13 protein-coding genes and 1 riboswitch are annotated in these 14,475 nt (G+C 44.6%); of the genes, 5 read left to right on the forward strand and 8 right to left on the reverse strand.

Annotated elements, in window-relative coordinates:
• Positions 1-46: 46 nt before the first annotated feature.
• The gene (locus R7Z47_RS01245) at positions 47-487 is read right to left on the reverse strand and encodes a phosphotyrosine protein phosphatase (protein ID WP_031780905.1); all 441 of its coding nucleotides are present in this window, start codon (positions 485-487) and stop codon (positions 47-49) included.
• A gap of 129 nt (positions 488-616) precedes the next feature.
• A complete protein-coding gene (locus tag R7Z47_RS01250; RefSeq protein ID WP_017820139.1) occupies positions 617-1,735 on the reverse strand; it encodes a polysaccharide export protein in 1,119 nt (372 codons plus the stop codon).
• 458 nt (positions 1,736-2,193) lie between these two features.
• On the opposite strand from R7Z47_RS01250, the gene R7Z47_RS01255 reads away from it, so the two are divergent.
• Positions 2,194-3,087 carry a hypothetical protein gene (locus tag R7Z47_RS01255; RefSeq protein ID WP_031780904.1) on the forward strand — a complete coding sequence of 298 codons (894 nt, stop codon included), beginning with the start codon at positions 2,194-2,196 and terminating at the stop codon, positions 3,085-3,087.
• 71 nt (positions 3,088-3,158) lie between these two features.
• Here R7Z47_RS01255 and nfsA read toward each other — a convergent pair whose 3' ends face one another.
• The gene (gene nfsA, locus R7Z47_RS01260) at positions 3,159-3,881 is read right to left on the reverse strand and encodes an oxygen-insensitive NADPH nitroreductase (RefSeq protein WP_005384597.1); all 723 of its coding nucleotides are present in this window, start codon (positions 3,879-3,881) and stop codon (positions 3,159-3,161) included.
• Positions 3,882-4,076: 195 nt separating this feature from the next.
• Between nfsA and R7Z47_RS01265 the strand changes: the two genes are divergently transcribed.
• Both R7Z47_RS01265 and R7Z47_RS01270 read left to right on the forward strand, forming a co-directional pair.
• Positions 4,077-4,718, forward strand: coding sequence for a MarC family protein (locus R7Z47_RS01265; RefSeq protein WP_005374889.1), 642 nt, complete (start codon positions 4,077-4,079; stop codon positions 4,716-4,718).
• 190 nt (positions 4,719-4,908) lie between these two features.
• Positions 4,909-5,781: a patatin family protein gene (locus R7Z47_RS01270; protein ID WP_213907546.1), complete on the forward strand. Its 873-nt coding sequence runs from the start codon at positions 4,909-4,911 to the stop codon at positions 5,779-5,781.
• A gap of 52 nt (positions 5,782-5,833) precedes the next feature.
• Here R7Z47_RS01270 and gbpA read toward each other — a convergent pair whose 3' ends face one another.
• The 3 genes from gbpA to R7Z47_RS01285 form a co-directional block, all read right to left on the reverse strand.
• Entirely contained in the window at positions 5,834-7,297 is a 1,464-nt protein-coding gene (gbpA, locus tag R7Z47_RS01275) for an N-acetylglucosamine-binding protein GbpA (protein ID WP_064369594.1), read from the reverse strand.
• 98 nt (positions 7,298-7,395) lie between these two features.
• A riboswitch (cyclic di-GMP riboswitch) is annotated at positions 7,396-7,496 on the reverse strand.
• Between the two features lie 272 nt (positions 7,497-7,768).
• Positions 7,769-8,269: a fasciclin domain-containing protein gene (locus R7Z47_RS01280; protein ID WP_005374896.1), complete on the reverse strand. Its 501-nt coding sequence runs from the start codon at positions 8,267-8,269 to the stop codon at positions 7,769-7,771.
• Positions 8,270-8,349: 80 nt separating this feature from the next.
• Positions 8,350-9,831, reverse strand: a complete 1,482-nt coding sequence (locus R7Z47_RS01285; protein ID WP_213867904.1) for a cryptochrome/deoxyribodipyrimidine photo-lyase family protein — start codon at positions 9,829-9,831, stop codon at positions 8,350-8,352.
• 109 nt (positions 9,832-9,940) lie between these two features.
• On the opposite strand from R7Z47_RS01285, the gene R7Z47_RS01290 reads away from it, so the two are divergent.
• A complete protein-coding gene (locus tag R7Z47_RS01290; protein WP_130545733.1) occupies positions 9,941-10,246 on the forward strand; it encodes a DUF6482 family protein in 306 nt (101 codons plus the stop codon).
• Between the two features lie 68 nt (positions 10,247-10,314).
• On the opposite strand, the gene R7Z47_RS01295 is transcribed toward R7Z47_RS01290, so the two are convergent.
• Together R7Z47_RS01295 and R7Z47_RS01300 are read right to left on the reverse strand one after the other, a co-directional pair.
• Positions 10,315-11,295: a rhodanese-related sulfurtransferase gene (locus R7Z47_RS01295; protein WP_005374899.1), complete on the reverse strand. Its 981-nt coding sequence runs from the start codon at positions 11,293-11,295 to the stop codon at positions 10,315-10,317.
• 455 nt (positions 11,296-11,750) lie between these two features.
• Entirely contained in the window at positions 11,751-13,046 is a 1,296-nt protein-coding gene (locus R7Z47_RS01300; protein WP_137283005.1) for an alpha/beta fold hydrolase, read from the reverse strand.
• Positions 13,047-13,256: 210 nt separating this feature from the next.
• On the opposite strand from R7Z47_RS01300, the gene R7Z47_RS01305 reads away from it, so the two are divergent.
• Positions 13,257-14,414: a D-alanyl-D-alanine carboxypeptidase family protein gene (locus R7Z47_RS01305; protein WP_213968237.1), complete on the forward strand. Its 1,158-nt coding sequence runs from the start codon at positions 13,257-13,259 to the stop codon at positions 14,412-14,414.
• Positions 14,415-14,475 lie beyond the last annotated feature (61 nt).

A 14,475-nucleotide genomic window follows, 5' to 3' on the forward strand; every position in this document is an offset into this window, starting at 1 on the left:
TAACTTCTTAAATACCTTGCCATTGGCGTTTATTTAGCCTTGCGGCTTATAGTTTTTGAGACCACGCTTTTGCTGCTTTTTCTATAAGCGTATATGCATGTTCGAAAGCTTCTCTACTTTGTCTGTATGGATCAGGGATGTTTTGTTCATTTATCCACTGTCCAAACAGCATCGTTTTACCTCGTGCCTCAGGAGCGATTTTGGTTAAGGCTTCTAAATGACCTTTTTCCATAACCAATATCAGATCGTATTGAGCGCAAAGCTCAGGTGTTAATTGTCGTGCTTCGTGTCCATCTAAGCTTACGCTATGTTCGTTCGCGATAGTGGTTGCCATCTCGTCAGCAGCTTTTCCCGTTAGATGGCTCTTATCTACTGCGATTCCTGCTGATGCGACATGTTTGTTTGGTAGTAAAGACTGCAAAAGCCGCTCTCCTGTTGGAGAGCGGCAAATATTACCGACACAGACGACAAGAATATTAGAAAACAAATGCTTACCCTACTTTAAGTTGTATGCTTATGATCTCAACTGAATTGCTGGCTTCTTTATATTGCGCAATTGAGCTGAGTAGCTATCGATTACGTGCCGCAAGAGATAATTTTCTTGCGGCACGTTGTTTTACGGCCAAGTGCGTACTCGTAGTACACCTTCGGTTAGTTCATTAAAGCCGGAAATGGTTGGAACGAGCTGAGCAATCACACGATTCCAACGACTAACAGGTGCAGCCGTCACATAGACTATGTCGTAAGGGTTGAGATCAAACTCAGTACCAATCACCAAAGCAGAAGCGTCAGAAACATCTAGCTGATAAATGTCCGCCATTTTAGCTTCTTCTTTTGAACGTCTGATGACAAACACACCGGTAGCATCTGCGGAGATTTCACTGATACCACCAACGCTGCTAAGAGCCTCAGTAAGGCTCATGCCGCTACGATCAATTTTGAGTAATTTCGGATCGTTAACCTCGCCCATAACAAATACTTTTTGCGCATCGTTTCGAGGAATATGAACAATATCGCCAGGCTTTAGAAGGCGGTTTTGAGTTAAATCGCCTTGTTGCATCAGAGCATACAAAGAGACGTTTTCAACAACGCCATTGCGTGTCAGTGTCGCATTACGCCAGTCAGCCTCGGCAGCCAGTCCGCCAGCTCTATTCACAGCATCTAGAAGTGTAAGGGGGATGTTTGTAATTGGTTGTTGTCCTGGCTTGTTAACTTCGCCAGTTACATAAGTCTTTTTAGAGCGAAATGCCGCAACGCTTACATCGACCTGTGGGCTCTCAATGTATTTTGCAAGGCGGCTTGCAATGTCTGCACGAATCTGACGTACGTTTTTGCCTTCAACATGTACGACACCTATGTAAGGGTAGAAGATCGTGCCATCCGAATGCACCCAGTTACCCGCTTCGGCTGAGCTTCGGTATGAGCCCGCTGGGATCGTTAGCTCTGGGTGATCCCAAATAGTGATATTTAGGATATCGCCAGGTCCTACTTCGTATTCATATTTTGCGATTTCAATATCTAACTCTGGGTTTGGTTTTGAAAAAGGGTCCACTGAATTTAAAGACGTTACGCGCTCCAAAGTTAAGGGATAAACGGTAACCTGAGACTCTATATCACTCGATTCAGTGCTCATGACTGTTTTGTCACTGACCGAAAGGTGGCTACCAGGCAAAGTACACCCTGTAAGAAGGATAGGAAGTACTGATATCCCCAAAAATTTATTAAATGTGTTCATTGGTTTATAACTACCGAAAGAAAGTTTGCCGACTGAAATTGATTCATTCTAATTGAACTGCATTTCATCAATATTGATGATTTACTGCAGTTTTAAGCCTTTAGAAAGCGAGTCCATTCAGAATTATTTGTGTAATAAACACTCCAAATGGCTGCTAGCGACTTAGAGCTCTTAGTTTCATTAATGAAGGTGTGAAAATCCGACCCACAAAAAATAGTCAACTATTATCCATCTGGTTGCAATAAAGGCAACAAGTTACTTGAAAAAATACTGACGAATACATGACAAAATTGTGTCTATTTAACGTTATTGAGATGAATGCATGATTTTGCACAAGCAAACAGGCAAGAATGTGAAAAAACTCATGCCAAAGTTGTATGCATCCTATTTACACTATATGCAACTGCCGTTATGCTTCCTGTTGCGGTCGGATATAACAACAAATATTGGAGCTAATTTTGAAAATCAAACTTTTAACGGCAAGTGTGGCAGCAGTCCTACTAGCAGGTTGTGGTAGTGACAGCGACCCTGAGGTAAAAAGATACTCAGTTCAGGCTTATGACCCAGCTGTTATCGGCATGAAAGTTCAAGCAGTATGTGGTGGTGAGACATACGACGCGATTGAAAATACAACAAACTATGAAGGTATGGTTGGTAAAGCGCGTTTTGAAAATATCAACGTTGTAAATGCGCCAGGTGATTGTGCTTTCGTATTAACGCACACAGAAGATAGTAAAGACGCGTCAAATGGCAAACCTATTACATCTGACTACAAAATCCCTCAAGGCCTAGCCCAGGCGGATTCATTGGTAACAGGCTCTCCATTTACGACTTTGGTTGCTAACTCTTTAAAAGATGGTGAAGTATACTCTTCTGATATCGCTGAAAAAGTATTCGAGAATTTGGGTATCGATATCAATGCAAGTGGTAAAACAGTTGACGAAATCCTTCGTGATACAGAATCTGTAGTAGCAGGACTTGGCAGTGAGGGTGGTAACAGCGCACTTGCTACTCAGCTAGTTGCAACAGCAAACGTTGTATCAGATATCATCAAAGCGAACCCAACAGCTTCGCCTGAAGCTGTAGCTGTTGCTGCAAAAGCAATCACAGAAGATGTAATCGCGGCGAACCCAAATTATCCTGAGAATGATTCAGGTGACGTTATCTACGTAACGATTCCAGCTGAAGATACTCAGAAAGTTGTTGCTGATGTACAAGAGGCTATCGATAACGACATTCCATTAGAAGATATCGAACCTGACGTACCACAAATTCCAGATGCGGAAGTCGGTGAGCCAATTGAACCTGAAGATCCACCGGGTCCAGGCACTGGCGCGACAGGCGGTAACTAAGCAAGTTTTTGCTGATAAATTCTAAAGGCCTCTTCAGAGGCCTTTTTTGATCCTATCGTATATTGTAGTCATCACCTTTTAGTGAGCCCTTTTCTGTTTAAGTAAGGCAGGATGTGCGGACGTGATTCGCCAGCCAGTTTACTGGTGACTTCTTGCGACCAAGTACTCTGTTTTTGATTGCTCGAACGGTTTGCATAGTAGTTTTGCATAGTTTGGTCATACGTCTGAATATCATCCAAGTTTAGGTCTTGATACTGATTTTCATGCACCACGACATGCTTAGGTAGGCGAGGTTTTACTTCAGGGGCTTGATCTGGATGACCAAGACACATACCAAATAAAATGGCGGTATTTTTAGGTAAACCTAATAATTCGTCTACTTTTTGGGCATTGTTTCGTAAACCACCAATATACACACCTCCTAGTCCCATCGACTCCGCCGCTAGCAAGCAATTTTGTGCCATGATGCCCGAGTCTACAGCGCCTATTAGCGTTAACTCGGTAAAGTCAGCTTGAACATCTGGGTTGATACTGGCGTGGCGTTGGTAATCAATGCAAAACACCAAAAACTCAGCCGCGCTTTCAACGTACCCTTGATTTCCGGCATATTGAGCTAATAGTGTACGTTTTTCTTTGTCGGTCACGCGGATAATTGAAACGACTTGCAACATGCTTGATGAGGACGCCGCAAGGCCGGCTTGAAGAATGGCATCTAATTGTTCGCTCTCAATCGGTTGTGAGGTGAATTTTCGAATTGAGCGGTGATTGAGAATTGTTTGAATCGTGCTGTTCATGGTGACTTAACATCCCCTGTTACGTGTAAAGGCTGAAGACTCACCTTAGCGACATTTGATGAGTCGGTAAACTATCTCAAAAGAAAAACAATGCTTGGTGCATAAGTGTGAAGACGAATCGAGAATACACCACTCGTTCTGTTTGAGAGCGTATATACTGTTTTTAGAATCAATAATTTAAATGCAGTGGAAAATATGAAAGAACTCATTGTTCATACAGTTACGGTGTTTATGGGCTTCTTTGCCATCATGAACCCTATCGCCAATATTCCCATCTTTTTGAGTTTAACTGCTGATGAAGATAAAGAAACCATCCGTTCCATTGCGCTCCGCTCGGTTTTTATTGCATTTATTATCATCGCGATATTTTCTATTGCCGGTAAGTTAATTTTTGATTTGTTTGGTATCACGCTTTATGCATTGCGAATAACAGGCGGTATTTTGGTGTTTTTGATAGGTTTTAACATGCTTCAAGGTGATTCGACGCATCAGAAAACCAAAGAGAAGGCGTATTCACCAGCTCAGCAACGGGCGGCATTGAGTATTGCAGTGTCTCCACTGGCGATGCCAATATTAGCTGGGCCTGGAACGATTGCTACCGCGATGAACTTTGCGACAGCGGGTGGTTTCGATCAAACCATTATTACTATCGTTTCTTTCGCTGTCCTCTGTGTGATCACCTATGTACTGTTTTTATTTGGAGACAAATTGGTCAAAGCGGTTGGACCAAGTGCTCTAAATGTTGTGACTAAAATGATGGGCTTAATTCTAGCGGTTATTGGTACTCAAATGTTCATTGATGGCGCGGGCGAAGCCTATAAAACGGTTTTCTCCTAGATTTCTCTTAGACCTTGCCACCTTGGTTAAGCCCGCAATTACATTTCTAACGGGTACGGATTTTTTGAACTTTAGTTTTCATTTTCTAAGAGAGAAATAAATAGACTTCACCTATTTCAATAATAAGAATATTCAATTGTTGTGATTGCACGAATTTCATTACTCTTTTGGCAAGGAGAATGGGGGAAATATGGCAACAAAAGCAATTGTAGTAGAAGGTGGCGCGATGCGAGGTGTCTTCGCAAGCGGAGTGTTAGATGCGTTTTTAGAGCAGAGTTATAAACCGTTTGATTTTGCAATCGGTGTATCTGCTGGTGCATCAAATTTGATTGGGTATTTGACCGACTATCCGCATCGCAGTATTAACGTCATTACTAAGCTGGCCACAAGCAAACGCTTTTTTGACCCAACTCGCTTCGTTAAAGGTGGGGACCTCATCGATGTGAAGTGGCTGTTTGAAGAATCTAATCGCTTGTATCCCGTCGATGAAAATAAACTGTTTAATGGCGTTCCTTTTCTCGCAGCGACAACAAATGTAGATACAGGGCAGGCAGATTATTACCGCGTGACACGTGATAATTTTCACCATGCGATTGAAGCGACAACAGCATTACCGATTGCCTACAAGCATACCCCTTGTTTTTCTGGCGGTTGTTATACCGATGGTGGGGTCGCTGATTCTATCCCAGTGCGTGAGGCTTATCGTCGAGGGGCTCGCGACATAACCGTAGTACTCTCTCACCCACTGAATTATGCCAAAAAGCCAGTTAAGACCACATGGCTGATGAAGAAACTTTTTGCGGAGCACCCCAAAATGGCGGATGCGATGTTAAGACGTGCAGATAACTATAATCAATCATTAGAGTTTATTCGTAACCCTCCACCAGGAACACATGTTAGGGTGATTGCCCCACCAGATAATTTTCATGTTCAGCGCTTATCAATGCGACAATCCGTTTTACTAGAAGGGTATGAAATGGGACTGATTGAGGGGCGAGCGCATCTCACTAGTTTATCTGGTGTTCATGGTTTAGACCGGGAAAATTGTCATTTTTGCATTTGATTATAAAAGAGCCTCATAGTGAGGCTCTTTTGCGTAACGTTCAAAGGGTGATTTAGTTGACTTTATCCCAAGCCATCTCCCAGTGTGAACCTATTCCAGGCTCGTAATGATTTGCGCTTTCTTTCCACTGCATACAGTAACCAGAATATGGGAAAGGTTTACATTGATAAATGCCCCCGTCGCTGGCAAGCACTTTTGTGCCCGCCGTGTAGCTAGATAGTCCTTCAGGGAAGACAAAATCGTACTCATCAGATGGTGGTGGAGTAACTGACTCTTCTTTTAAGTGAAAGTCGAGTGTTTGCTGATCCACCAAGTTGCCATCTTTATCCTTAATACGTGTTACGAGCATATGGTGACCCGGCTCCGATTTACTTAAAGCGAGCGATATCGCCTCTACCGAGCCGTCTTTCATTTCGTTTGCCCAACTTGCAAGTGGTTCGCGATGGTGATTGTAAACGGTGAGTTCTGCATTTAAATCGCCTTCAGCAGTTAGTGTCAGATCCAACGTTGTCGGTGTTGACTCAATGATATATTCGTCTGCTAAGCCATCTACTGTGAGTGAGTATTCTGGAACAGGAGTTTCAATGTTATAGCCGATCTCTACTCGCTCAAGGCCGCTATTTGCTTGCAGATACACCGGATTAGTACCATAAACAGGAGTGAATTTGTCCTCTGCATACTGCCCGGCTTGCAGTTTTGCTTGTTCTTGGTTTAGCTTAGTCGCGAGTGCGTAAGACCAGTTTTTCGCTTGGCCCATTGCTGCATCGGTAATTTCTAGTTCAGTTCTATACGCCACGTTTTCACCTGCTTGATCAAATACGCGCGTATAAACTGAATCCCCAATATTTAAATCCATTGTAGGAATAATTTGACCGCCTTGCTTCCAATCTGGAATAACGGGACTGTCACCATCAAATTTCACATCGATCACGTTATAAAATGAGGCTGCAGTGTCGCCAACATCCCATACTGCCAGGATGACATGGTATCCCTCGCGAGTAGGCACATTACATTGATGGCTTACCTGTTTCGGGGGTTGAACCATATTGCCGTCGACGACACAGAAAGGAGTTAGATCAAAAGAGTCTCGTGATAGTGAAGCGTTTGGGTTCCAATCAGGCTTGGTGATGTAATATTTCCAGTCGCGCGTCACGTGGTTAGCGGTAAATGTCCATTCAAAAGTTTGTGTACCTGCTTGAATAGTGCGTTTTACCCAACGGTCGGCAGTTTGCTCATCAAGGGCAGCTGCTAAAGCGGTTTCGGCACTCGCTATTTTACCATCGCGAGGCCCTGTTTCGGGAAAGCCATCAGGGCCTTCAACGCTTTGCGGTTCATATTGAATCGCACCGCAGTTATTATTTTTTTCGTTAGTATCTGGCGTTGGATACTTACATAGTGCCGAGCGACTTGCAGCGACACCACCATTGGTTTCTGATACATAACCGTGAGCCGCAGCACCTGAGCTAATGCTTGCAAGTGCTAACGCGAGTACGGATTTGGTTGGAAATGATTTCATCACATGTCCTCTGTTATGGCTGACAAACTAGTGTCACACCCCGGCGCATGCTGAGCATAAAGCAACGCTACAGAAATTGGACTTCTGTAACACTGCGTCATGGTAACCCCGCTATCATGAGCATTCTTTTAGATTTTTAAATGCAGACAGACCGGAAGCTTTGCGTCCCACCCTTTCGAATGGTTTGCCGAAATGTGATTGAGCAGCCAAAATTTAGCTTAAGAATTTACATGTGGAAAAGTAAACGTCACTGACATGGAATCCTGTTCTCAAATTGAAAGATAACGATATCTTAACCTCGTCAATATTGTGCAGTGTCGTCTTGCAAGGCATTGATTTTAATTTTGTTTTTATCTTTTTTATAGTCATGGTGAATGGGTGGAGGTTTGTTGGGGATAAGTGGAGAGGAATCGTGCTAAGGGTGGAAGAAGTTCTGTCTAAAGGGCGGAGTGTACCGCCCTTTGAATGGTGTTATTTCGGCATGATGACAGTATCAATCACGTGAATGACACCGTTTTTAGCTTTCACATCGGTTGCAATGACATTTGCATCGTTAACCATGACTTTATCGCCCATGGTTTTAATCATCACATCTTGCCCCTGAACCGTAGTCGCTTTGTCTAGCTTAACAACATCGGCAGCCATCACTTTCCCTGGGACGACGTGATAAGTCAAAACAGATACTAACTTGTCTTTGTTTTCCGGCATTAAGAGCATGTCGACTGTGCCGTCTGGCAGTTTTGCAAAAGCGTCATCCGTTGGTGCAAAAACAGTAAATGGGCCTTCCCCTTTGAGAGTGTCAACCAGGCCCGCTGCTTTCACCGCAGCAACAAGCGTATTGAAAGAGCCATTTTCAGCGGCAACGTCGACAATATCGGCTTTCATCATGCCATGCTCATGAGCCTGAACGGGAAGCATAAAAGATAATGTCGCCATCAGTGTAGCCGCGATAACTAAGATACGTTTGAACATAGTGTGTTCCTTACTAGTTGAGGGTACAACGGGTTCCCTGGAGTGTGTTTGCATTTGTACGCATTGTGATTGAAAGATGATCATCGCGTCCTACTTTCTTTTGAGGGTCTAACATGTCGCGCAAGAATTCGTCTGCCTTCTTGTTTCACATCGGCTCGTTTCCGCCACGCCCATAAGCGCTCTCTTGCTGCCTTAGCTGCGTTGTCTGGTGCGATAATAGGTGCAAGGTAACGGCTATCTGGCTGCAACTGATACATGACAGCTTCCATCTGGGTCATTGTCCAGGGCTCGAATAAAAGAGGGGGAGGAACCATTTGTAACTCAGGCACCCACTTGTAGATGAACGTACCGTTAGGATCATGTTCTTGGGCTTGCTTGATCGGATTATAAATACGTATTGTGTTAGTCCCGGTTACTCCTGCTTGCATTTGGAATTGTGGGTAATGAATTCCAGGCTCAAAGTCGAGAAACAGTTGCGCTAAATGCGTTACACCTACTCGCCAATCCATGTTCATGTGGTGAGTAAGAAAGCTAACCAGCATGGCACGCATGCGAAAGTTAATGTAACCAGTGTGGTGCAAACAGCGCATGCAGGCATCAATCAAAGGTACGCCAGTATGCCCGGATTTCCATGCTGCTAACTTTTCTTCATCGAAAGTACTACTTTGTCTAATCAATGGTTCGTAAGCCCGATTAACGCAGTAAAACTCCATGTCGTATTCCGATTCGAATTTTTGGATGAAGTGACAGTGCCAATGAAGCCGTGAAGACAATGCAATTAAGCTGCGACGAAACCCAGCGACTTGCCAGTGTTTCAAAAGGTATTGATAAACTTCACGCAAGGATATGTTACCCCAAGCGAGATATGGAGAAAGTCGAGTACAGGCTGTGCGTGAGGCTGTGGGACTAGAAATGCTTCGATAGTAATCACGACCTCGACGATGAAAAAAATCCTCTAGTGTTTTCCAAGCGAGCCGGCTTCCTCCCGTTTGCATTCCTTTGCATTTTGATAGCCAGGATGATGGTGGCGAAAACGAACAGCCGAGAGCTTCTGCATCCAATGAATGCAATAAGTCGGTTTGGAGCTCAATAGGGCTTATTGAGGCTCTCATGACAGAGTCCCAATGTTTGTCCCAACCTTGCCGGTTTTTTGCACCTCTGATAACAGCACCGTGTTCGAACTCAAACCAGTCGATGTTCTGCTTATATAGCCAAGCGGCAACTTGTTTGTCGCGCTCAAAGGTGCAGTTGAGTCCTATTTCTTGGTGAGAAAAAACAGCGTTGATTTGATATTGCGTTTGAATTGATTGAAAACATGCTAAGGCATCGTCAAACAGCACCGTGATTCGATGCCCATATGCTTTGAGCGTCTCATCCATGTCTTGCAGTGATTGCCAAACAAATCGCCAGTGGCGCTCAGAATAGTGTGGGTTGTTCAATAGCAATGGTTCAACAATATATAAAAGCACAGTTGGGTGCTTTGTTGATAATGCTTGAGTTAGTGGTTGATGGTCAGTCAGCCTTAAATCTCGTTTTAACCACACGACATTGATTGTTTGCATCGGAATCCTCTTTAGTTTCCGATGTTGTACGCAAGTAAACCGAAGAAATCTCATCCAATGATCGGTTTTATTCTACAAAACGTAGAGGTAACTTTTAGGGAGGTGACACATGGCAATACCATTGAGTAAGTTACAAAAATACTTCTATGTAGATAAATTGGTCATTCATTCGCTTGATCTCGCATTGTATCAGGCATCTGTTGTGATTGATGGAGAAGCGCAATTTATCACTGATGACAACGGCATCTTTTTGAGGGCTCATTCCCTGATCGAGATGCAAAAGAAGTGCAGGAATATCAAAGCAAATAAGCAGGTTCTAGTGCATCAAAGTGCTTATGATGAAATGGTGGGGCTACCCGAAGGCAAAAGAGGCAATCAACTAGAGGTATTGGTGAGGGATACAAAATTGTATTGAAAGAGTATTGGTGCGTAGTAAAAGCGAGCCACCTTACGGCAGCTCGCTAAATATAAGGAGAGTTGGGCTTAGTCTTGTTTACGCTGCGCTTCTTTTTGCGCGTACTTAGCGGCACGTCGGGCTTCTCTTTGCTTGGCACTTTCACCACCAACATGCTGCTCGCCTCGCTGCTCTGCAAGAACAACTTGTTTTTCACGCTCGCGGAATCGAGCAATTTGTTCTTCTGAGTGTGTGCCGTGACATTTTGGACAGCTCACGCCTTGCTCGAACAATTCTGACTGTTTGTCTTCTTCAGTGATCGGTAGACGACAAGCGTTACATAAATCGTAATCTGCTTTTTCTAGCTGGTGGTTCACGGCAACACGACCGTCAAATACGTAACAATCGCCTTCCCACATGCTCTCTTCTTGAGGAACTTCTTCAAGATATTTAAGAATGCCGCCTTCTAGGTGGTAGACCTCATCAAAGCCCTGTTCTTTCATGTAAGCCGTTGATTTTTCGCAGCGGATACCACCGGTACAGAACATCGCAACTTTCTTGTGTTTTGCCGGGTCCATGTTTTCTTTTACATAGTCTGGGAATTCACGAAAGGTTTCAGTATTTGGGTTTACAGCGCCTTTGAATGTCCCGATCTCGATTTCGTAATCATTACGTGTATCGACAACAAACACTTCAGGATCAGCAATAAGATCGTTCCACTCTTGAGGTTTCACGTAAGTCCCCACTACGTGGCGAGGGTCTATACCTTCAACACCTAATGTTACGATCTCTTTTTTCAATTTCACTTTGGTGCGATTGAATGGCTGGGTCTCAGAATACGACTCTTTGTATACGGTGCCAGTCAAACGAGGTTCGTTGTTTAGCCACTCCAGTAGCGTATCAATACCTGCACGATCAGATGCAACTGTGCCGTTGATACCTTCACTTGCCAGTAGTAATGTCCCGCGAATATGGTGTTTTTCCATCAACGCAAGTAATGGCTCGCGTAGCTCTTGATAGTTATTCAGCTCAACAAACTTGTACAGCGCACAAACTACATACTGACTCATGAGGTTTCCTTTAAAAATACAGGTGGTCAACGACCTTAAAATTTTAGCGGCACGAAGTATACCTGACTAAACTAGTCGGAAATACGGACAAATTATACGGATATTATGAGTAGGCGGGGCCTGGCGGTCTTTGATAGGGGGAGCATGTCCGCAGGTGAAGCCGCTATGTGTTCAAATTATAAGCATTAATTATAGTGGGTTAGGTAGGTTGGAGCCGATACTTTTGGTTTAAATTTATGCTGTTTTGGGCCCTTCAAAAAAGTTAGGCGCAAGAAGCACCAAGTAATCACCGGAGTCATTGACAAGGAAAGGACATGTCGCAGTTTTATACATGAGGTGGTGAGGGATAAAGGTTTAGGGACAAAGAGTGAATGACTGATCGCCATTGTTCATAAACCGCTATAAACGCCTTTTCATCAAATACTAAAAAGGCGTATTTCTAACGTCTGTCCTGCTTATTTCAACGCAGCTGCGGTCTGTTTACCCATGGCAATGAGCCTGTCGAGAATGCGTTCACCGTCGGCACGCAAACCGTTGTGCTCGTACTCGTTTGTGATCCACGCTTTTGAATTTGGGATTAACGCGAGCGTCTCTCGGCTGATATCCATTTCAACAAACATATCATCGGCGTAAACGGCGCAACTGACAGGCACTTTATTTTGAGCCAGTTGAGTTTGATCGTACAGCGCAGCCCAATCGTCTTTCGCGGCCAATATTTCTGCGGCGTCTTTTAGTGGTTTGAGGTTGACGTATTGGTCGAACATCCACGGGAAGACCATTTCCCCCGTAAAGTAAAATGGCTGGCCAGGTTCATAATTAAACTCTGGTCGGGTTTGGCGAACACGGTGCGCACTCCAATTCGACGCAAAGCCTTGGCAGTAAATCGATTCATGCAAAATGGCGTAGATCGGGTTGGTTTGGAAGTTTTGCTGCGCCAACATATCGTTTAAGAACTCATAGCGAAGTTGTGGTTTGCCGTCCACTTCAATCAACGCGCTTTCTAGCCAATAGTAAGTTGGTAAGAAAGTATCACTCACACCAAAGTTGATGCCGATTTGTTGAAATTGTTCCACCGTGAAGCGTTGACCATTTGGTAGGTACTCTTCATTTTCTAGCAAGTGATTCGCAATGTTTTGGCAAAGTTGCTGTGCATTGGGAAATTGTTGGAAGAACGCTTGGTTTTTCTCCATAGTGCGTTTGAAAGTGGCTTCATACACATCGTCGGCATGACGCGAGACTGATGGCACGCCACCTGTGATGTAGCTTTGTAGCAAGCTGTCTGGGAACAAAGACAAATAGGTGAGGGAGCAAAACCCACCAAAGCTTTGACCTAAGATCGCCCATTTTTCGACGCCAAATTGCTTACGAATGTACTCCGCGTCGCGCACGATGTTATCCGCTCGGAAGTGGCTCAAGTAGTCTGCTTGTTGCTCTGGCGTGAGGTGAGCAAGCGTCTGGTGATTAATCACTGAACTATTGCCCGTACCGCGCTGGTCGAGAAGCAAAACTCGGTACTCTTGCAGCGCGCGTTTTACCCAGCCGCTATTGCCGTTTTGACGCGGAGAGGGAAAGCCAGGCCCGCCCTGAAAGTAAACCAACCAAGGTTTGGTCGATTCTTCATCGCCAACTAGGCAAACCGCACGGGCGAAGACTTCAATGGTGCCTTTGCTCGCGTCTTGGTAATCCAGAGGAACGGTAAAACTGTGGGGAGTGTAAAGCAATCCTGCGTCGATAAATGATTGAGCGTTCATTGTTATCTTTATTTCCTTATTGAGGGGTAGCGCTACTTTACTGCGAATGGCATGAAGAACCAATGCTATTTCCCAATCGCCTCTTCAGTTCTATACCTTGGTCAAATCAATGTAAGTTCAAGAAAATGAAACGATTAGCGACTGGTGCAACTGGTTGAGTGAGCTATGCTCAATAGAGTTGCGACAAAGTAAGAGCATGGAGGAAGTCGGATGAAAGTGTCACTGGCTCGATGGACAATTGTGACTTGTTTAATAAGCGTACCTACTTTTGCCGTTGTTACGCCCAACCCACCTCAGTTACAGGCAAAAGGCTACGTATTAATGGACTTTCAATCCGGTGCCATTATTGCCGAGTATAACGGGCGAGCAGGCCTTGCTCCGGCGAGTTTAACCAAGTTGATGACCGCTTATGTAGTTGGACAAGAAATCAAAGCGGGGCGTTTGAAATGGGATGATGTTGTCACCGTGAGCGAAAACGCGTGGTCGGCCAAGTTTCCCGGTTCTTCTAAAATGTTCATCAAACCGAAAGATGAAATTAGTGTTGCGAACTTAATGCGCGGCGTGATCATCCAATCAGGAAATGACGCGTGCGTTGCACTGGCTGAGCATGTTGCAGGCAGTGAACGCGGCTTTGTTGCCTTGATGAATGGTTGGGCGGAGAAATTAGGACTGCAAGACACCTATTTTGTGAACTCCCATGGTCTTGATAGTGATGGCATCCAAACCTCACCAACCGATATGGCAAGACTCATGCAGTCGATCATCAGCGATGTTCCTGATGTGTACGCGCTATACAGTGAGAAAGTCTTCAAGTGGAACGACATTACGCAGTACAACCGCAATAAGTTGTTGTGGGACAATTCCATTGATGTCGACGGGGGAAAAACCGGCTACACCAGCAATGCCGGATACAGCTTGGTGAGCTCGGCCAAAGAAGGAAGAATGCGCCTTATCTCGGTGGTGATGGGTACGCCAAGTAAACAGGCTCGGATCAGCCAATCGAAGAATCTACTCAGCTATGGTTTTCGTTTTTATGACACCAAGCAAGTTGCTAAGCAAGGCCAAGTTGAGTCTAAAGTTCGCGTTTGGAAGGGAAATACCAATCAAGTTGAGGCGATCTTTGCTAAAGATGCCTATCTCACTCTGCCTCGTTCAATGACGGCTGGGCTTGATAAGAGTGTGGTGCTAAATGAACCGTTGATTGCGCCGATCGCGCAAGGAGATGAGATTGGTAAGGTCGTTTGGAAAAGCGATGACAGTACCGTGGCGAGTTATCCCTTGGTCAGCAGCCAAGCGGTAGAAGAGGGCTCGTGGTTTGGTCAGCTTTGGGACAGTTTGGTGCTGTGGGTGAAATCATTCTTTAGCTAGAATAAAAACGAGCAGAAGTTTCTTTCTGCATTCTTTTGTTGATGACCGCCCAGTCATAACG

The sequence above is a fragment of the Vibrio sp. 1641 genome, assembly GCF_033339995.1.
Lineage (GTDB): Bacteria > Pseudomonadota > Gammaproteobacteria > Enterobacterales > Vibrionaceae > Vibrio > Vibrio alginolyticus.

Excerpts from the sequence above, each read along its gene's own strand:
- R7Z47_RS01285 (WP_213867904.1), bottom strand. The coding sequence starts at position 9,831 with ATGCAAACAATCAATGTCGTGTGGTTAAAACGAGATTTAAGGCTGACT.
- gbpA (WP_064369594.1), bottom strand. The coding sequence starts at position 7,297 with ATGAAATCATTTCCAACCAAATCCGTACTCGCGTTAGCACTTGCAAGC.
- R7Z47_RS01290 (WP_130545733.1), top strand. The coding sequence starts at position 9,941 with ATGGCAATACCATTGAGTAAGTTACAAAAATACTTCTATGTAGATAAA.
- R7Z47_RS01295 (WP_005374899.1), bottom strand. The coding sequence starts at position 11,295 with ATGAGTCAGTATGTAGTTTGTGCGCTGTACAAGTTTGTTGAGCTGAAT.
- R7Z47_RS01300 (WP_137283005.1), bottom strand. The coding sequence starts at position 13,046 with ATGAACGCTCAATCATTTATCGACGCAGGATTGCTTTACACTCCCCAC.
- R7Z47_RS01280 (WP_005374896.1), bottom strand. The coding sequence starts at position 8,269 with ATGTTCAAACGTATCTTAGTTATCGCGGCTACACTGATGGCGACATTA.
- R7Z47_RS01305 (WP_213968237.1), top strand. The coding sequence starts at position 13,257 with ATGAAAGTGTCACTGGCTCGATGGACAATTGTGACTTGTTTAATAAGC.
- R7Z47_RS01270 (WP_213907546.1), top strand. The coding sequence starts at position 4,909 with ATGGCAACAAAAGCAATTGTAGTAGAAGGTGGCGCGATGCGAGGTGTC.
- R7Z47_RS01265 (WP_005374889.1), top strand. The coding sequence starts at position 4,077 with ATGAAAGAACTCATTGTTCATACAGTTACGGTGTTTATGGGCTTCTTT.
- nfsA (WP_005384597.1), bottom strand. The coding sequence starts at position 3,881 with ATGAACAGCACGATTCAAACAATTCTCAATCACCGCTCAATTCGAAAA.
- R7Z47_RS01250 (WP_017820139.1), bottom strand. The coding sequence starts at position 1,735 with ATGAACACATTTAATAAATTTTTGGGGATATCAGTACTTCCTATCCTT.